Below are 19,067 nucleotides of genomic sequence, written 5' to 3' on the forward strand. Positions count from 1 at the left end.
GCCCTGAATCGCCCCTCTGGTTAAACGACACCCTGCTTCTGTACTCGACACTGACCACTAAGTCGTCCCCCGGTGTACACCCCGTAACTAATGGTTGTCTCCGCTTCGACGAACACCGAATCCTGGTATTCACGGGGGCTAAGTCAGATATACGACGCCCTTGACGCCGATTCAGATGGTCTCTCAACCGAGGACGCTGAAAGCCGGCGCTCTGAACACGGCTCAAATCGCCTGCCGAAGACAAAGCCGGTCACCGTGTGGCAAATCTTCCTCCGTCAGTTCAAAAACCCACTTATCTACATTCTCGCCACCGCGGCAATTGTCTCGTTTGCCATCGGTGAGGAGACTGACGCTGGATTCATCGCCCTGGTGCTGTTGATCAACGCGCTCGTCGGCGGTATCCAAGAATGGCGTGCAGAACGCAGCAGTCAGGCACTGCAGCAACTCATCAGGACCCGGGCGACGGTCATTCGAGATGGTGAGACACGCGACATCGATGGAGAAGAGGTCGTCCCTGGTGATATCGTGCTTCTAGAATCTGGGTACCGTGTTCCTGCGGACATTCGACTCGTTTCTACACATGGTCTAGAGATCGACGAGTCGCCACTCACCGGCGAATCAGCCCCCGTCCTGAAAGACGAAGAGTGGGCAGGCGACGACCGGGCCTCACTCGGAGATCGGCGCAATATGGCCTACGCGGGAACGGTGGTCAACCGTGGGCGGGGGCGCGGTGTCGTCGTCGAAACCGGTGCCGATACGGTTGTCGGCCGATTGGCCGAGGACGTCACGGCCGTTGAGGGCGGACAGCCTCCCCTCGTGACGCGTATGGAGCGATTTACCCGCATTGTCGGCCTCGTCGTACTCGCCGCCGCGGCAATCACCGCCCTCCTCGGAATCTTCGTCCAGCAGTACGACGCCGTCGAAATGTTCCTGTTCGCCGTTGCGTTAGCCGTGTCGGCGATCCCTGAAGGGCTCCCCGTGGGAATCACTGTCGCGCTAGGCGTCGCCAGCCGGAGAATGGCAAAGGTAGGCGTCATCGTCCGTCGTCTAGTGGCTGTGGAAGGACTGGGAAGTTGTACGATGATTGCGTCGGATAAGACGGGAACGCTGACTGCAAACGAATTGACGGTCAAACAGGCTCAACTCCCCGATGGAAGGACGTTTGAGGTGACAGGCGAGGGGTATGCCCCGGAAGGGAGTGTCCTCAGAGACGGGCACCCTCCGGAGCCTCATCTCGCAAACGAGTTGTCTCGTCTCGCCCGCGCATCTGTGCTCTGTAACGAAGGGCACCTGTCCCGACGCGACGACGAGTGGACGTGGCGCGGTGACCCGACCGACATCGCGCTTCTCGCGTTCGGTCACAAGCTGGGGTGGTCCCGCGAGGCGGCGCTCGACGCGAACCCACAGATTGACGAGATCCCTTTCGAACCCGAACAGCGCTATGCGGCGACATTTCATGAAACCCGTGACCAGGAACAGGTATTCGTCAAGGGTGCGCCCGAGCGCGTTCTGGAGATGTGTTCGGATGCAAGCGAGGGCGACTTTTCGCGGCAAGAACTGCAACAGCAGGCGACCGAGATGGCTCACGAGGGATATCGCGTGCTTGCCGTCGCCGAAGGAACGCTGGAGACTACCGAGGATCTCGGCCAGCCCCCGTCAGAACCGACCGGGTTGACGTTTCTCGGGTTTATCGGGATGATCGACCCGCTCCGATCCGGTGTCGAGGAGGCGATTACGTCAGCACAGCAGGCTGGCATCACTGTCACAATGATTACGGGAGATCATCGAGAGACGGCCCTTGCTATCGCCCGTGCCCTCGGACTGGCCGAGTCTCCGGAGGAGGTCACCACCGGAACCGAGCTCATGGACGCCTCCCAAGAACAGCTTGTGGAAATCATAGAAACGACGCGGGTGTTTGCACGCGTCTCGCCCGATCAAAAACTCAGAATCGTCGAAGCTGCCCGGGGTATGGGACACTACGTCGCCGTCACGGGTGACGGTGTCAACGACGCACCGGCGCTTCGGCAGGCGAATATCGGTCTCGCTATGGGACAGATGGGGACCGACGTGGCCCGGGATGCGGCCGAACTCGTGATCAGCGACGACAACTTTGCGACGATAGTCGCGGGCATCGAACAGGGCCGGATCGCGTTCGACAACATCCGCAAGATCATTTTCCTGCTCATCTCCACCGGCGCTGGAGAAGTTACACTCGTCCTGTTGAGCTTAGCGGCCGGACTACCACTCCCGCTGGTGCCCGTCCAGATTCTCTGGTTGAACCTCGTCACGAACGGGATTCAGGACGTCGCCCTGGCATTCGAACCCAAGGAAGGAGACGTGTTGAATCGGCCACCACGCTCTCCTGACGAGCGAATCTTCAATCAAATCATGATCGAACGGACACTCGTCGCCGCGATGGTGATCGGTGTGATCGGGTTCGGGACGTTCATTTGGTTACTGGAGCAGGGGCTTTCGGAGGCGGCTGTCCGCAATCACCTGCTCCTGCTGGTCGTCCTGTTCCAAATGGTCAATATCGGCAATGCCCGCTCCGAGACGGCCTCTCTGTTCCGTCTATCACCGTTGCAGAGCCCCATCTTGCTTACCGGGACGATTACTGCGTTCTTGATCCACCTCGGAGCGATGTACTTTCCGCCCGCTCAGGCAGTCCTTGGAACCGCACCTGTCAGTCTGGAACAGTGGCTCGTTCTCGGTGGGATTGCCCTGACCATCGCCGTCGCTATCGAGCTGCACAAACTGAGCTGGAAGATGCGGTACCCTAAGCGCTCGGAGAGAGCGTCACAGACCTCTTCGCAAACTCGCGAGAAGGAGGCGTAGAGCGGGAAATCTGGCAGACCCTCAGTCGCGCTCTCCGCCACGAAGCGGGCTTTCTCCTGTGAATTCTCGCTTAATTAAGCGACAGCATCCCAGCGTTCACGCCGGGGAGGACGTTATCTCCGAGCAGCCCGATTCATTCCGAGGAGGGGACGCATTCAGTTATAAAATCCCGGCGGGAGACCAGTGTGTCGAACGCCGGTCCATTCCTCGATCTGGAACTCGTATATCTGTGTTTCAAGCGAGTCACTCGCGGTCTCGAACAGTTCCGGGCGCCACGTTGGCGTCGTCGTCTCGTCGAGTTCACCACGTCTGTCTTCCGGGAGTTTCTGAATCGTCCCGATGAGTCCGACGCTCTCCCAGTTAAACGCTGTCTCCGCACTGTACACGAGGAATGCCGCCGACTCTGCCTGGTTGGCCAACTCCATTTTCCGACTTCCGTTGTCTCCGATGAAGTAGAAGTAGAGACGCCCCCCTCCATTATACCCGTAGGTCATCGGAATCAGGTAGGGTTCGACGTCTGTTGGGAGTCCCAGCGTTCCCATACTCTGGCTAGAGAGAAACCCCTCTACCTCCTCGTCGGTCATCTTGTGCAACCCGAAGTCGGTGAGTTCGTCGATAGTCATTCCATATCAGAGTATGCTATCGAGTGACATAATTCCGTGTGCTGTCTCATAGTTTCCCGATAGACAACAGATGGAGGCGTCTGCTATAGTAGCCATTGGAAATCAATGCACACTTGATCGCATGGCAGCAGTGCGATCAGTGTGTAAATCGTTTAACTGTTACTATAACTGCTCGGTCACCCGCTGGCGAGGGCCTCGACGGTGACCTGACCTGTCTCCGGCGTCTCGTCGATCAGGACGGCGGCCTGGCCCTCAATTATCGGTTCGCCGTCCTCGTTGAGCACGTCCGTCGTGAGCTGGTATTTGTTCCTGCCGAGGTCCTCGACAACCTCACAGACTGCGGTAAGGCGAACATCGATGTCGGCCGGTTTTAGGAACGAGAGGTCCTGTGAGATGTATATAGTTACACCGGGGAAACGAGCCAACGCAGCACTGATCAATCCACCGACAAGCGTCCCGTGGACGATTCGCCGGCCGAACCGCGTCTGGCTGGCGTACTCCTCGTCGAGATGAAGCCGGTTTGTGTCGCCACTGGCGGCAGCGAAGGTCCTCACGTCTTGTTCGCTGATCGTCTTCGAAAACTCGACTCTGTCACCGACGTTGACGTGGTGGTCGTCGAGTCCCGTACCCTCAACGTCCCAGTCGTTTTTTTCGTAAGCAGTCTCCTGATGTCGGTAGTAGTTGGCAGTCTGTTGTTCGTGGCCTTCGATTTCCCGCCGCTGGAGGATTTGCGGGACGTGACGGACGATATCGTCAGTGCTGACCAGCCCAACTAGCTCGTCTCCATCGAAGACGACCAACCGGGCGATATCATGCTCAAACATTGTTTCGACCGCGGCGCCGAGGGTGGCGCTCGCATCGACCGAAACAACGTGGGTTGACATAAACTCCGAAAGCGAGCGCTCTTCCGGGCTCGACTCCTCGCTGAGGAGTCGCACGAAGTCGTCGCTGGTGACGATGCCGAGGACCTCTCCGTCCTCGACGACGACTAGTGACCCGATTGAGCCCGCGTGACACCGGCCGGCGGCAGTACTGGCAGTTGTTTCAGGCGACGCCGTCTCGACCGGACTGCTCATCACGTCGTTGACGCGAATTGGGAACGCCATGGTTGCACGTCGGTTCGACGTGACAAGAGGTTATCTGACGAAGAGATACCAACCGATAACAGCTGTACGTATGTTATTACTAAAAGGAATAGAAAAGTAAAGAAATGGAATAAAAGGTGTATCTAACCGAGATCAAATAGTTATAATTACGCATATATTATATACAAAATAACGCCCTTCAGATTGAATACTGGTGCTTTGTTTAAAGATTTAATTGATCAGTGTTATTCTTCGTGCTGGATTCTGGTATCCAAGAGCTTCAATTTGTTCTTCTCGAAACCAACGAGGGCACCAATCTGTCGCCCGTGGTGACGACCTTTGGGAGGTTATAATGTGCCTTATCGACATCATCGGTAATGGAACTAGAGTGCATAAGTTAGAGTGAAAACGAGAGATATTAACAATAAAAACCCGAGTTTGGAAATACAACCTCAATTTTATGAACTAAAGGGTTGCAAATACAAGATAAAGATACCAATCTGACTGAATAGAGGATTAAGTCTTGGAAAGTGGACGACATCCACGAGACGGCAGCCCGCAATACGATATCCGAGTGAGCCAGTGCAGTGACGAAGACCGAAGCTCAGATCGAGATAGGACTCAGATAGCGATAGGCGTCGTCGATGGTACTGATCGTCCGGAATGCCGCTGCCACGGAGGGCTTCTCGTCGACCGAATCCATGTCGCCGACACGGGATCGTAGTTCGGTGACCACCAGCGCCCCCACGGTAGGCTCTGCGGCGACGAACCGGTCGATCGCCTCCTGGGAGTCCGCGGCGGCGAGAAAGAGCGCGCAGATCTCCTCAGCCGCCGATTCCGTTTCGGAGTCCACCACGTCCAGCGCCAGCAGTGCCTCGGTCGCCTCCATACGCACCCACGGATCCTCGTCTTCGAGACGGGCCTCTAAGTTCTCGACGGCGGGGCGAACCTCGTCGGGGTGGGTCCGTCCGACCGCCGTGAGTGCCCTGGCCGCAGAACGACGGCGTTCGATCCTCGACGCGTCGAGGCTGGCGGTAAGGTCATCGATGGCGGGCACGACCGCCTCCGGGTGGGCTTGTGCAATCGTCTCTAGCTCACGGGTGATCGATTCGTATATGGGTTCGAACGTGGTGTTTCCAGCACCTTCTTCGTCGAAGATGCTCTGGAGTGTCGAGGCGATACGGGGTGCCTCGCGTGGGAAGGTCACACCCAGCCGCCCGAGCGCCAGTGTGATGGATGTCTGTTCACCCCTGGGACCGGGTCCGACGAACGCAGCGGGTGGCGACAGCAATGCGAGGATGCCGTCGATGACGGGTCGAACCGCATCCGGGCGCGTCTCCGCGAGCGAAGCGAGCGCACTGGCCGCGCTGGAACGGACCGTCCAGCTGTCGTCGCCCAGACACGCCCGGAAGTCATCGATGGAAGGACGGTCCGCATCCGGATGCGTTTCCGCGAGAGAGCCGAGCCGCAGGACCGCTTTGGACCGTACTTTCGGGACGTCGTCGTCCAGGCACGCCTCGAAATCGTCGAACGGCGGGGTGATAGCTTCGGGTCGCTCTGCGGCGATCTCCCCCAGAACGGCCAGTGTGTGTTCCCGGACCCACGCCTCGCCGTCGTCGAGACGGACCCGGAGATCGTCGACGAGCGGCACGAACAGTTCGGCGTGGTGCTTGCACAGTTCCCTGAGGGCGAACAGTGCCTCTCTCCGGGTCGACTCGTGGGCGTCGTGGAGCCGCTCCCGAAGGGTGTCGACGGCGGGGCGGAGCACTGCCGGGTTCTGCTCGCGACCGACGTCCGAGAGGTTCTCGGCGGCGGGTTCGCGGACTCGCCTGGGCTGGTCGAAACAGTGCCCCAGCAACACGTCGACGGCCGCCTCGGTTCGTTCCTCGTCGACGATGCCGACCGAACGAATGCCAGACATGGCGACGTCTCGGTCCCTGGCGTCTTCGGTCGCGAGCAACTCCCGCAACGCCTCGAATTCGGCATCGCCCGCCCGCCCGTCCTCGAAAGCGGCGACCAATTCCGTCACTCTCTCCGTCGTTCCAGTGGTCTCGCGAAAATCGTTCCCCATGCTTCTTGATTGAAACAGGCCACTCACGGTAATAGATCTCTGGATTCCACACGACGACCCGATACCACCTACGACCAGTGTGATTATATTCACAGCTACCGTACCAAAACGAAATGGATGACGAGTCGGTCGAAGCCGCACACGCCTAAAACCCCGAAACCTACGAGGACGAGCGGTTCGGGACATTCGAGAAGAAGGCGACTGTCTGTACTCGGTGATTATCTCGGTCTTGTGCGAGTTGACGGCGCCCACGGCCTCGTGCGTGAGCTCGCCGAGAGTACACTCCACGAGGGTGACGACCGGCGTGTGATCCCGGTCGATCGGTCGAGATCGTCGGCTCACCGTCAGGAGTTCTGTCCGCTTGATGCGCTGCTCGTGTTTCGCTGCGTCGTTCCGAAGCCATTGTCAATCGGGGGCATGTGATGCGCCCCGCCACCATCTCGCGGGGGAAACAGACACACCGAAACGCACCCGTCCATCTCATACACTAAAACTGATCGGTTCGCGAGTCCACTCACCCTGTGACATCCCCTCAGCCGAAGAGAACCGGCGGCCTTCGCACACAGCATATCGCCTCTCTCTTTGGACGAAAACCGCGATCTGCAAGCCGAAATGACACCCTCAAATAGCAGATGAGCCGTGTCGTACCGATTTGAGCGCGTAGAAGGCATCCCGAGAAATCCCGTGATAATGCTGTAGTTTCAGAAATTGCTCGACGGGGATTCAGAAGGAATGATTTCTACTCAGCAACGGACTTTTGAAAGTCTCTGCCGGTGATAGGTTTCACCGGCCGTGTTGAATACAGGATGCGAGTACAGCATGTGATTTTTCCAAGGCGTTGACAATGCAATCCCTCAGTACAGTGTCTGTAATACTCACTCTGTTCGCGCAGTCTGGCCAGAGCAGCGCTGACTGGCTACCTCACCGGGTTCACCACGGGGAGCCGACCCGAGGAGATTATCCGGCGAAGGAGGACGACGATACCGTTCTCCAGGCCGTTGGCGAAGACCGCCTGTTCGTGTGATTCGTCGGGGTCGGCGTCCGGGTAGAAGGAACTGACCAGCAACGTCGTGCGGTCGACCAACAGCAGGCGGCTGATGGCAATCTCGTCGTTACTCGTGGGACCCAGGAGCCAGTCCAATTCGGTTTCGAACACCTTCACGGATGGCAGCTCGGTACCGAGTTTGGCAATGATTGCGTCCGTCTGGCCACCGATGATCACGTCGACGCCGCGGTCGACTGCATCGTGGAGTCGGTCGTACAGCGCCTCCGTCAGAAGTTCCTCCTCGACGACCAGCAGGACGATCTCCGAGTTGGCGTCCTCAAGCAGCGTGTGTGTCCGGGACTCGATGCCATCGTGGCCGGACAGCGCCCATACCTCCTGCATTCGGTCGTTGTTCTCGCCCTCCGGCTGGGGGTCGAGCGCTTCGAGGTGTGACTGGAGGCTGTCGATCCGCGTGTCGTACTGTTGACGCAGGATCGCGGTCGCCTCTGCGATGCTGACCGAGCGAAACTGTTGAGGGCTGGAGTGCTGCACTTCGACCAGCCCCTTTGACTCCAGCACTCGGACAGCGTCGTACACCCGGGTCCGCGGAACCTCCGAAGCCTCACTGATTTGCTTGGCCGTCCCCGTCGAGAGTTGGGTCAATGTCAAGAAACTCCGCGCCTCGTACTCCTTTAGCCCGAGATCCTGGAGCAGAGTTACCGTCTCGGCTTTGAGTTGTTCAGCTGTCATTAGGTGGTCCTGTCAAGTTTGACTGACTGAGAGAGGTACCAACGACAGAACCTGTCAATATAGTGACGGGATTGGTCACCGTTTCGGTCGATTCGGACATACCGTAGTAAGGACGCCGACACGAATAAAGTCGGTTACCCACACAGTTGTCACATTTGGAAATTCCAACTCAAACTGGCTATCGGTGGATATTTTGAAATTAGAATGTGATTTCAGTGCCGGTAGACGCGGAGATATTTGAAAATTTCAATCGGTCTCCCGGTTATCCTTGATCGGTGACCGACCCGTCGTCGGTGCCGTCATCCTGCCGCGCGCCGGGCCCCGACTGTGGATAGAAGTGGTCCCATGACTGGACTTGTGTCTCGGAGATGATTTCGGAGCTGGTGATTGTCATGCCCACGTCCGCCAGTTCGTTGCGGATCTCTTCGATTTCCCTAACCGTGCCGGCGACGACCTCGACGTGGACATTCCGTTCGCCCCCAAGCAACTCGCGGGTGGTTACCACACCGCGAATATCGAGGATCTGATCGGCCAACGAGTCAAGCTTATTCGGATTGACTGTACAGACGAACATGACGTGGAGGGGGTAGCCCGCTTCCTCGTAGTTGATCTCGGGGTGGTAGCCCCGGATTACGCCCTTCCCTTCGAGCTTGTCGAGGCGATTTCGGACCGTCGTGGAGGTCACATCCACCCTCTCACCGATCTCCGTATCGGTCTGGCGGGCATTGAGCTGAAGTTGGTGCAAGATGCTCCGGTCCACGTCGTCGAGTGGGGAGTCGTCCATGCGATGTCCTTGGACGGGGCGACTGAAAAGTCCGCATGGGCCCATCACGAGCAAGAGAGCAACCACGGCCGTCTCTATCCGAATCACGACGATCTCGTCAACAAAGGACTGCTCGAGAAGGGTGAACTCGACAAGCGGACGAGCGTATACACAGTCACACAGCGTGGTAAGCGTGAAATAGAGGCACGACAGGAGTGGGAAAGCCAGTATTTGGAGAGCAAAGAATCGGTTCCTGCGTAGCACCCACCGGTCTGTCGGAAGCGATGGTCATCCCGAAGGAATCCCTCCTGTAGTAGCCAAAAGGGCCTCAGTCCGCGGGCTGTGCCTCCGTAGCTGGTGTCCCGCTTGGAAGCTCGGGAATGGACAGGTCCACGCGGCGGAGTAGCTGTGCGTTGATCGCGACGATTACTGTACTCAAAGACAGCAGAAGCGTACCTACAGCGGGGGACAGCAGAGTTCCGATCGGTGCCAATACGCCTGCTGCAAGCGGAATAGCGAAGACGTTGTAGCCGGCCGCCCAGACGATGCTCTCCTGCATCTTCCGGTAGCTCGCCTTGCTTAGCTTCACGAGTCGCACCACGTCCATCGGGTTGTTCTGGACGAGGATGACGTCGGCCGACTGGACCGCAACGTCGGTACCGCTCCCGATCGCAATGCCGACGTCCGCTCGCGTCAGCGCCGACGCGTCGTTGACGCCGTCGACGACCATCCCCACAAGCTTGCCCTGGTCTTGGAGTTCTTGGACTTTCTCGTCCTTGTCCTCGGGGAGGACTTCTGCGAACACCGTATCGATGCCCAGTTCATCGGCGACCGCTCCGGCGACGTCCTGGGAGTCGCCGGTCAGCATCGCCACCTCGATGCCCAGATCGTGGAGTGCGTCGACGACAGCGTAGCTTTCCTCGCGGATCACGTCGGCCATCGCGAAGGCAGCGATCAACTCTCCTTCGAGAACGAGATACACCACTGTCTGTGCGTTCTCGCCGGCCTCATCAGCGAAACGCTGGAGGTGATCGGAGACATCGCTATCGAGTTGAGTCAACAAGTTCGGCCCGCCGACGTACACCTCGTTTCCTTCGACGCTCGCGCGAACCCCTCGCCTTTGATCGCCTCGAAGTCGGTCGCGTCAGGTGCGCTAAGATCACGCTCGTCAGCTGCCTCGCGGATGGCTCGTGCAATCATGTGTTCGGAATCACTCTCGATTGCGAATGCCAAACAGTTTGTCGACGGGGACTCACGATCAACTGACGATAGTATTCTCGCCTAGCAGATGGTGGAGAGAAACGGAACAGACAAACTCCACTCCTTACGAGGATCGATCGACCGATCAGCGCTCCTCACGGTTCGTGACATCATCGAGAGAGAAGAGCCGCTCGCAGCGCCAACGCTAGACGGCTATCTCAACCCGACGGTTCTGGAAGTCTCACTCGGTGACGGCCGCCGTAGTGCTGACTCCGCCCGAATTGATGTTCAGTGGACGACTCGAGCGGACTACAAATTTCACTATACGGACACTGACGGTGTGAATTTCCGCTGGGACAGTCATCCACATGGCGGTGATTACATCTCCGTTCCAGGTCTTGAATACTATCATCCGCCCCCTGACGCCATTCCGATCCAGACGATATCGAAGAGTCCTGCATCAAGCAGTCTGTCGAAGCACTCGTCACTCGTGCTGTTCTCAAACTCTGGCGTGTTGCCTATCATGCAGACTCCTACGACCCGCTGAATGCTGCGAGTAATCCACCGTAATCGAGGTGGAGGCCCCACTCTCAGCGAGCGAGCGGAGGTATTGCTCTCACGAGAGGGGGAGTCACTCACAGCAATTCGATCCACTCGGGAGCGCAATCGTGTGTGCCGCCGTAGATCGAGCGCTCGGGATACTGGTCGTCGGCAGCCTCGACAGCGACGATCACGTTGCCGCCGGAACACGAAATTTCTGCAACGGTTCTGACGACTGCATCGAGTGGGCCGTTTCCGTCGGTCCAGTCAGTTCTGACGTGGTCACCGCGGTCGAAGTCATACTCCTCGAAGGAAGGCGCTGTGGTACTCATGATCTCCTCCGGCTTCGGGGGAGACACAAAACCTCAGCCGTTCACCGGTCGGTCATGCACGTCGAACACGAATCGTATCGTACCAAATTGCACTCCCATCTACGAAAACAGAGGTTTTCGACCACACAGGTGAGACTACACGACGTCACATTCGGATAGCGCAGCCAAACACTCAATAATCGGGTTATCCAACAGACGAGTATGGCTACTATCGAAATTGACGAAGAGGTGTATGAGGCGCTCCAGATTCCGGAGGGAGAGCGGCCGCAGGCAATGAAACAAGAATTAGCTGTCTCGCTTTACGCGCGTGATGTCCTTTCGTTCGGGAAAGCGCGTGCATTGGCAGAACTGTCCCACCGAGAGTTCCAAGCGTTACTCGGAGACCGCGAAATCCCACGCCATTACACCGACACTGAACTTGCCGAAGACCTCGACTATGCCGAATAACGAGCTTGTAGTCTCGGACACGTCACCGCTGCTGAATCTTGCACTTATCGACCAACTCACCCTTCTCAAATCGCAGTTTTCGAGCATCACCATTCCGCGTCAGGTGTGGGACGAACTCACTGATGGAGAGGCAGGTGTAGACGCGCTTCGCTCGTTGCGTGACGATGAGTTCCTGACGATCACCGAGGTCGAACAGTCGCACCTCTTCACTGAAATCTTCCACGAGCTGGATCTCGGGGAAACAGCTGCTATTTGTCATGCCATCGAGCACGATGCTGACCTCATCCTTTTGGATGAAAAAGACGGTCGACAGGTCGCTCGGAGACACAGCCTGACGGTAACGGGAGTCATCGGGATACTACTCCGCGGAGCCAATGCTGGAGACATTGAATTAAAACACGAACTTGACGCCCTTCGTGACGCTGGCTTCTGGATCTCTGATGAGCTGTCCTCAAAAATTCTTTCTGAAGCAACGGAATAGTTACCGTTCCCACGGGAAAAAGCCATTCCGCTCGCGATAGGCACTGATCTGGTCCTGAAATTCTTGCTCCTGGAAGTCTGGCTCGTCGCCGTGGATGTCTTCGGGTGAGACGCCGTCGGGAAGATGCTCGTAGTCCGTGACGTCCTCCGTGTCATCCTCTTGGTCGGGTTCGTGTCGGTGCTGCCCACACTCCCTGCAGGTCCAGATCAGCCGGTCAAGGTGTGGGTGGCACTCGAAGCCATCGAGTCCGTACGATTCGTGTCCCGTCACGGCGCCACACTGGCGACAGTAGAACCCGATTCCGACTATCTCCGGTTCGGCTCTTGCCTGATGGCGCTTCACAACGCCGGGCACAAGCCAGTACGTGCCGTCGTCCTCCCGGAACTCATCCGTGAACTGCTGGAACTCCGAGCGGTCGGTGACCGGCGACCCGTCCTCGAGATAGACTCGTGGCTGGACGTCGCCCCCATCCCCGTCCCAGTTGGTCTGTTCGTCGGCTGTCTCCAAGAGCGCCTGTCCGGATTCCTCGTCGATCGTGGTTTCGGTCGGCAGGTCGGGCCAGCCCTTCGTAAGAGTGGTGGCTGGCTCGGTTCCGAAGGCTGCTCGGCACTTCACCGTTCCATGGGAGACGTCCTCGCCGCTCGCGATGCTATCAGACACGGAGAAGGCCGCAGCGCCGAGCGCTCGTGCATGGAAGTCAGTGTTCGCTTCGACGAGTGCGAGTACTACCCGCCCGAACGTCCACTCCCCAAGTGGGCTGCTATCCTGATCGTCGAGCGAAGTCTCTGAGACGCCGGTGTGAGCGCAGAACGGACACTGGCGTTCATCCCGTGGGATATCCTGTCCACAGGTCGTACAGGTACGAGTCTCATCCTCTGTACGGTCGGGATAGCCGGTGGATTCGAGGACTCGTTCCCGTCCGTTCCCCCTCGTTTCAGGATCGGAACTCGCGGCACCGGGGATATCCGCGGGGTCGTACTCAGGATTCCGGTCAGTCACACGCTTGGTTGCGGTCGTCATCGCATTTAAACCCCGGCCCCGAGGGAAGCACAAACCGACAGAGAGCGAAACTGGACGAGTTGGCTATCCGTCCCTGTGCTGTCCGTCACTGTGTGGCGTCATCACGCTGATCGGCGGCAATATTTATACAGACGACACGGAAGAGGTTGTGAGCATGACCTGCCCGGTAACTCGTTGATTATCTTGATGAGGACATCTTCTGTGACGAGAGTGAAGTCAGTGATGACTGGTGAAAGCACCCACAAAAACGTTGACTTTGAGTAGAATAATCGGTTTTCATGGGCTCAGAATCTACTCATTTCAGAGCCATCTTCAGTATGGGACTCATTTATGTCTGTTTCGCCTGTCGCTTCCGGAGCATGAAGACACCGAACGTGTGTCTCTCGAACCTCTTCGAGTGATGGATGGTGTTCCTGACAGGATTGTGTCACGGCCGGACAACGTGGATGGAATGGGCAGCCTTCCGGTCTATCTGCTGGGTCAGGAGGAGCACCCTGAAGCGGCACTGGCGGGGGATCTCGTGGGTCATCACTCGGAATCGCACGGATTAACGCTTCAGTATAGGGATGGTTCGGGGACTGGAACAGTTCGTTTGCTTGCCCGACTTCGACGAGCTCGCCAGCATACATTACTGCGACCCTATCAGCGAGGAACCTGACGACATTGAGGTCATGGGAAATAAACACGTAGCCGACACCGAACTGCTGTTGTATGTCTGCGAGAAGCGAAAGAACTCTCGCCTGTGTGGCCATGTCGAGTCCGGAGACTGGTTCATCGAGTACGATTATATCGGGGTCGTGTGCAATAGCTCGGGCGAGAGCGACGCGCTGTATTTGGCCGCCGGAGAGTTCCCGGGGATACCGATCAGCGATTTCTGGCGCAAGATCAACACTGCACAACAGCTCAGCGACCTCGTCTGGGCCGGTGTCATGTAGGGAAGCCGAGGTGGCGTCGCTACTGGCTTCAGCAATTGACCGACCGATGGGCCACCGGGGGTCAAAGCTTCCCCGGGCGTGTTGAAACACGACGCCGACTCGCCGCCGTTGCGCGGTCGAACGCTCTGAGAGGTCACCGACGCGCGTTCCATCGAGACGAACTTGCCCATCGTCCGGGGTGAGCTGTCCGGTGATGAGTTTCGCGAGTGTTGATTTCCCGCAGCCACTCTCACCAACAAGTCCCAGCGTTTCGCCACGTTGGACGGCTAAGGATACATCACAGACCGCTTTCGCCGGTGAGTCGCTGCTACGCAACCGACTGAGGACGGATCGTGTCAATGAAAACGCTTTCGAGACGTTTTGTACTTCGACCACAGGAGTACTAGACTGCACATCATCTGGAGTTTGGTTACGCTGTGTCATTCTGTTGTCCTCCGTTAGCTGCCGGAATCTCCTGTTGTTCGGACACGAACTTGGCTTCAGAGAACGGTGCTTGGACGCAGGCGAGTCGGTGGTCCGACGCGGCCTCAGTCGTCGGAATCGGCCCAGAGCGACACGTTTCGGTCACATACTGGCAGCGGTCGGCAAACGGACAGCCCTCATGGCTGCTGCTGGGGTCTCGTGGACGTACCATGGCGGACTGGACTTGCTTGTCAGCGTCGCTGTTTCGGACCGAACACGAAAGGAGTGCTCTCGTGTACGGATGTTCCGGTGTGGTCAGTATTCGCTCAACGGGACCGGCCTCCATTACCTGTCCGTCATGGAGTACCACGACACGGTCACATGTCTGTGCAATCACACCGATATCATGGGAGATAAGCAGTATGCCGATATTCTGCTCGTCACGTAACGAGCGCAATCGACTGAGAATATCTGCCTGTGTGGTCGTGTCAAGTGCTGTTGTTGGCTCGTCGGCAACCAGCAACGCGGGTTCACTTGCCAGTGCAATGGCGAGGACTGCTCGTTGCCGGAGACCACCAGAAAACTCGTGTGGAAATGACGACACATTTGCTTCCGGGTTCGGGATGCCTACTTGGTCCAGCAACTCGATAGCGCGCTCCCGTGCGTTCTCCCACGCTGACCGATCTCGGAACGGTGGCACACCGAGGAAATCTAGCAGACGTTGTGTCCCGCTCGATTCGTGTATCCGAACCGATTCTGCGATCTGCTCGCCGACCGAAAACACAGGGTTCAAGCTTTCCGTCGGGTCCTGAAAGACCATCGAGAGCTTATTTCCACGTAGTCGACGCAGTGTCGCTTCAGTGGCAGTTGTTAGCTCTCTTTCAGCAAAGGTAATGGATCCGCCAACGATGTTTCCCGGGTCTTCAAGTCGGCAAATTGATCTGGCAGTAACAGACTTGCCGCTCCCACTTTCACCGAGTATACCGACAATTTCGCCCCGGTCGACGGTGAACGACACCCCGTTGACCGCGTCGACAGTCCCGTGATCAGTGTCGAAACGAGTCTGTAAGTTCTCGACGCGAAGCAGTGGTTCACTCATTGCTACAGTTCCTCCATCTGGGCTGTCTGCGTAGGTGAAAGCATATCTCGAAGGCTGTCTCCGAGAAGATTGAAGCCGAGCACGGTGAGCATGATACAGAGGCCCGGAGCGTTGACAAGCCACCACGCCTGTCTGAGATAGCTGCGTCCGGATGCAAGCATTGTCCCCCATTCAGGTGTGGGTGGCTGTGCGCCCAGCCCAAGGAATGAAAGTCCCGCTGTGCCGAGAATGACGCTGCCGATGTCAAGCGTTGCCAGAACGACAACTGGTGCAACGGCGTGCGGGAGTAGGTGGCGAGTTGCGATGTGCGTTCGTGACCGGCCGAGCAATCGTGCGGCGCTTACAAACTCACGCTCTCGAAGCGAGAGTACGCTACTCCGAACTAACCGTGCGTACGATGCCCAACCAACGACCGCCAGTGCAAGCATCACGTTCACCAGACTCGGCCCCAGAATCCCGGCGATGACAAGTGCGAGGACGATTCCAGGGAACGCAAGCAGTGTATCGACAAGTCGCATCAGCGTCTCATCAATCCAGCCACCGGCGTAGCCGGCGAGGAGGCCGACTGCCGTCCCCATAATAAGTCGTACAGTGGTTACAGCGACGGCGATACCGAGCGAGAATCGCGCACCATGAAGGAGTCTTGTCAGTACGTCTCTACCCAGCTGGTCGGTCCCGAACGGATGAGACAGTGACGGAGATTCAAGCCTGTTCGAAAGGTCCTGTTCGACTGGATCGTAGGGCGAAACAACTGGTCCAAGTGCCGCAAGGACGAGCAACGTGAGCACAACTCCGATTCCGAATTGTCCGAGGCGGTCCGTTGCGAGTCCGTCAGTTCCCCTCTGTTGCTTGGTGGCTTCCTGCTGCTTTCTTCTATCGGCGGTTCGGTCGCTCATGTGTGCTCACCTCCGAGGTCGATTCGTGGGTCAAGTCGGCTATACGTCAGGTCGACTGCAAAGTTCACCAAGACAAAGATGACGCCGATTAGCAGTGTTACGCCCTGTACGACCGGGTAGTCACGAGCAAAGATTGAATCAACGAGTAACGTCCCCAAGCCCGGCCGTTGAAACACTACTTCGATAACAACTGCGCCGTTAAGGACGTAACTCAACTGCAAACCTATAATCGTCACGACGGGCACAAGCGCGTTCCGGAGCGCGTGTTTATAGACGAGAATCCGTTCGCGCAACCCTTTCGATCTGGCGGCTTGGATGTACGCGTCATCCAGAACATCAAGCATCGCTGTTCGAACCAGTCGCGCGATAACCGCAGCCATTCCAGAGCCAAGCGTCAGTGAGGGGAGAACCAGATGTTTCGGTCCAGCCGCGCCGGCCACCGGAAGGAGGTTGAGACGGAGCGCACAGACGATAATAAGCAGGTAGCCAAGCCAGAAGTTCGGCATTGAGACCCCTATTAGCGAGCCGATCTGTGCGGCGTAGTCAGTCCGGCTCCCCGGATTACTCGCGCTGGCAATTCCGGCCGGGAGAGCTATTACAAGCGCGACGAGCATCGATGCAACAGCGAGTGCGATTGTATTCGGCAACCGTTGGACAATCATATCAGAGACAGACCGGTCGCTGTAGTACGATTGACCGAGGTCGCCTTGCAGTGCGTTCCCCATCCAGCGGGCATACTGGACTATGAATGGGTCGTCAAGCCCATTTTCAGCTCGAAACTGATCGACTGCATCCTGAGATGGGGCCTGTCCACCCATCTGTTGGGTCAGAATCGTTCGCGCCGGATCCCCCGGTGTGACGAAGACCAGCCCGTACGTAAGCAGCGACACGCCCAGCAGAACGATTGCCATCGTCAGCAGTCGTTTGCAGAGTTCCGCCCCGATCATCGCTGCTGTGTGACCTCCTCCAGATGATAACAGGATTCGATGGGATGGGGCTGGTATCCCTCGACGTCGGCACGAGTCCCGATGACGTTTGCGTAGTAGGTGAGCCAGCCGAGCGGGAGGTCACGTTGCATACGCCGCTGGACCGCTGCGTATCGCTCGAACCGCTCGTCACGGTCGGCTGTCCGCCTAGCTGCTTCGAGGTGCTGATCGACCGCTTCGTTCTCGTAGCCACTGAACATCGTCTCCGTCTCCGAATGAACGAGGTCAGACAGTCGGTCCGGGTCGGGATACCATAGCACTGAACTCGACCACAGAACGGTATCGAACTCCCCGTTTGTTGCTTGCTCTTTGATTGTCGAGGACTCCATGACTGAAATATCGACATCGAAGCCAACCGCCTGAAGCTGTGTCTGTATCACTTCGGCAATCGTGGGCAGTAGTGGACGGGTATTATACGTCCAGATCGACACCGAGAGTGTGTCACCGTCACGGGTACGGGTGCCCCCATCCGGTTCCCATCCTGCTTCAGCGAGCAGACTCCGTGCCTTATCAGGTGAGTATTCGTACGGTTCGAGCTCTGCGGCCCACTCCGTTACATCCGCTGGGAACGGACCGACCGCTTTCGACCCCAGCCCATTCAGCAACGAATCAACGATGTGGTCCCGGTCGATAGCATACATCACCGCGCGACGGACTTTTCTGTCCGCAAACGGTGCAGAGTCGAGGTCGAACACAAGGTATCGGGCTCGCGGAATCTTGTACGTGTGAGCAGTGAGATCGGGACTGGATGCAAGTGTATCCGCTGCCTTGTTCGGAAGAATACGTGCCATATCCAGTTCCCCGCTTTCGAGCTTTAGCCGCCGAGTCTGGTCGTCAGTGATCCCTTCGTAGATTAGTGTCTCGATGTGTGCGGTCGACCCGTGGTAGTCCGGGGTAGCGGTCGTTGTGATTGTCGAGCCCGGCTCCCAGTCTTCGAATTGAAACGGACCAGTACCGATCGGCTCAGTGATTGACCCATCGTTGGCGATTGCAGACGGTGAAACAGGGCAGGTAATCCCACGGGTACAGTGTGCTGGCAGCGGTGAAAACGGAACTGTAGTTTGAATTATAATCGTCCGGTCAGCAGCGGCTTCGACTGATTCGACCGGGACTGCAGCCATCGAACTTGATTCGAATGCTCGTGTGAGCGATGGGAGCACAGTTTCTGCGGTCACCTCAGTCCCGTCGTGGAATGTGACTCCTTCACGGAGTGTGAACTCCCACGTCCTGTCGTTGACCATGTGCCAGTCAGTGGCCAAGCCCGGTGACACAGTCGCGTCGTAATCGACGGTAAGCAGTGGCTCAAGCACATTGAGGCGTCGCCAGAGCCAGCCGTTTGTCACGGGATCTATCGCATCCGGCGTCCAGGGTGAGCCAACCCTGAACGTGTCCTCGCCTACGCTATCGTCGTTTTGTAGCCAATACCCACTGAGGCCCGAAATACCGGCTGCAGCTGCAAACAATGTCTGTCGTCGCGTGAATTTATACATACTATATATCACACTTCGTCTGCAACATTCGAGTTCTCGTCCAGACCAGCTGCCCTAGTCGCTCTGAACCACCGGATAGAGACGGTACGTTCATCGACGGCCAGCAGAACAGCACGGTTCACACCTG

Annotated in this window: 16 protein-coding genes and 2 pseudogenes; 5 read left to right on the top strand and 13 right to left on the bottom strand. The window is 57.6% G+C overall.

Features of this window, described 5'->3' with window-relative positions; genetic code table 11:
• The first annotated feature begins 90 nt into the window (after positions 1 to 90).
• Positions 91 to 2,835 carry an HAD-IC family P-type ATPase gene (locus tag AV929_RS01745; protein WP_064287208.1) on the top strand — a complete coding sequence of 915 codons (2,745 nt, stop codon included), beginning with the start codon at positions 91 to 93 and terminating at the stop codon, positions 2,833 to 2,835.
• Positions 2,836 to 2,990: 155 nt separating this feature from the next.
• On the opposite strand, the gene AV929_RS01750 is transcribed toward AV929_RS01745, so the two are convergent.
• The 5 genes from AV929_RS01750 to AV929_RS01775 all read right to left on the bottom strand — a co-directional run bounded on the left by AV929_RS01750 (position 2,991) and on the right by AV929_RS01775 (position 9,133).
• Positions 2,991 to 3,458 (bottom strand): pyridoxamine 5'-phosphate oxidase family protein, encoded by a 468-nt coding sequence (locus AV929_RS01750; protein ID WP_014030979.1) that lies wholly within the window; start codon positions 3,456 to 3,458, stop codon positions 2,991 to 2,993.
• Between the two features lie 176 nt (positions 3,459 to 3,634).
• Positions 3,635 to 4,564: a CBS domain-containing protein gene (locus AV929_RS01755; RefSeq protein ID WP_014030980.1), complete on the bottom strand. Its 930-nt coding sequence runs from the start codon at positions 4,562 to 4,564 to the stop codon at positions 3,635 to 3,637.
• Positions 4,565 to 5,147: 583 nt separating this feature from the next.
• The gene (locus AV929_RS21615) at positions 5,148 to 6,614 is read right to left on the bottom strand and encodes a HEAT repeat domain-containing protein (RefSeq protein ID WP_050036506.1); all 1,467 of its coding nucleotides are present in this window, start codon (positions 6,612 to 6,614) and stop codon (positions 5,148 to 5,150) included.
• 916 nt (positions 6,615 to 7,530) lie between these two features.
• On the bottom strand, positions 7,531 to 8,349 hold the full coding sequence (locus AV929_RS01770; protein WP_064287209.1) for a TrmB family transcriptional regulator: 819 nt from the start codon (positions 8,347 to 8,349) through the stop codon (positions 7,531 to 7,533).
• Between the two features lie 262 nt (positions 8,350 to 8,611).
• Positions 8,612 to 9,133, bottom strand: a complete 522-nt coding sequence (locus tag AV929_RS01775) for an Lrp/AsnC family transcriptional regulator (protein ID WP_023842947.1) — start codon at positions 9,131 to 9,133, stop codon at positions 8,612 to 8,614.
• Between the two features lie 3 nt (positions 9,134 to 9,136).
• On the opposite strand from AV929_RS01775, the gene AV929_RS01780 reads away from it, so the two are divergent.
• Entirely contained in the window at positions 9,137 to 9,373 is a 237-nt protein-coding gene (locus AV929_RS01780; protein ID WP_023842948.1) for a helix-turn-helix transcriptional regulator, read from the top strand.
• Positions 9,374 to 9,440: 67 nt separating this feature from the next.
• Here AV929_RS01780 and AV929_RS01785 read toward each other — a convergent pair.
• A pseudogene (locus AV929_RS01785) lies at positions 9,441 to 10,345 on the bottom strand (HAD-IC family P-type ATPase); the annotation flags it as partial.
• A gap of 55 nt (positions 10,346 to 10,400) precedes the next feature.
• Between AV929_RS01785 and AV929_RS22530 the strand changes: the two are divergent.
• Positions 10,401 to 10,882 (top strand): annotated as a pseudogene (locus tag AV929_RS22530) (hypothetical protein).
• A gap of 65 nt (positions 10,883 to 10,947) precedes the next feature.
• Here the strand turns inward: AV929_RS22530 and AV929_RS01795 are convergent.
• A complete protein-coding gene (locus tag AV929_RS01795; protein ID WP_064287210.1) occupies positions 10,948 to 11,184 on the bottom strand; it encodes a hypothetical protein in 237 nt (78 codons plus the stop codon).
• Positions 11,185 to 11,385: 201 nt separating this feature from the next.
• On the opposite strand from AV929_RS01795, the gene AV929_RS01800 reads away from it, so the two are divergent.
• Together AV929_RS01800 and AV929_RS01805 are read left to right on the top strand one after the other, a co-directional pair.
• Positions 11,386 to 11,631: a UPF0175 family protein gene (locus AV929_RS01800; protein WP_014030987.1), complete on the top strand. Its 246-nt coding sequence runs from the start codon at positions 11,386 to 11,388 to the stop codon at positions 11,629 to 11,631.
• Positions 11,621 to 12,112, top strand: coding sequence for a DUF3368 domain-containing protein (locus AV929_RS01805; RefSeq protein ID WP_064287211.1), 492 nt, complete (start codon positions 11,621 to 11,623; stop codon positions 12,110 to 12,112). The genes AV929_RS01800 and AV929_RS01805 overlap by 11 nt, the downstream gene beginning before the upstream one ends.
• Here the strand turns inward: AV929_RS01805 and AV929_RS01810 are convergent, their stop codons facing one another.
• The 6 genes from AV929_RS01810 to AV929_RS01835 form a co-directional block, all read right to left on the bottom strand.
• Complete coding sequence (locus tag AV929_RS01810) at positions 12,113 to 13,132, bottom strand: hypothetical protein (RefSeq protein WP_064287212.1); 1,020 nt, start codon at positions 13,130 to 13,132, stop codon at positions 12,113 to 12,115.
• Between the two features lie 284 nt (positions 13,133 to 13,416).
• A complete protein-coding gene (locus AV929_RS21170; protein ID WP_080510014.1) occupies positions 13,417 to 14,490 on the bottom strand; it encodes an ABC transporter ATP-binding protein in 1,074 nt (357 codons plus the stop codon).
• Entirely contained in the window at positions 14,477 to 15,568 is a 1,092-nt protein-coding gene (locus AV929_RS01820) for an ABC transporter ATP-binding protein (protein WP_064287214.1), read from the bottom strand. The genes AV929_RS21170 and AV929_RS01820 overlap by 14 nt, the downstream gene beginning before the upstream one ends.
• Before the next feature lie 2 nt (positions 15,569 to 15,570).
• Complete coding sequence (gene nikC, locus AV929_RS01825; RefSeq protein ID WP_064287215.1) at positions 15,571 to 16,464, bottom strand: nickel transporter permease; 894 nt, start codon at positions 16,462 to 16,464, stop codon at positions 15,571 to 15,573.
• A complete protein-coding gene (nikB, locus tag AV929_RS01830; protein WP_064287216.1) occupies positions 16,461 to 17,411 on the bottom strand; it encodes a nickel ABC transporter permease in 951 nt (316 codons plus the stop codon). The genes nikC and nikB overlap by 4 nt, the downstream gene beginning before the upstream one ends.
• The gene (locus AV929_RS01835) at positions 17,408 to 18,940 is read right to left on the bottom strand and encodes an ABC transporter substrate-binding protein (protein ID WP_064287217.1); all 1,533 of its coding nucleotides are present in this window, start codon (positions 18,938 to 18,940) and stop codon (positions 17,408 to 17,410) included. Before AV929_RS01835 ends, nikB begins: the two co-directional genes overlap by 4 nt.
• Between the last annotated feature and the right edge of the window lie 127 nt (positions 18,941 to 19,067).

Origin of the sequence: Haloarcula sp. K1 (assembly GCF_001647155.1) — an archaeon.
Classification (GTDB): domain Archaea; phylum Halobacteriota; class Halobacteria; order Halobacteriales; family Haloarculaceae; genus Haloarcula; species Haloarcula hispanica.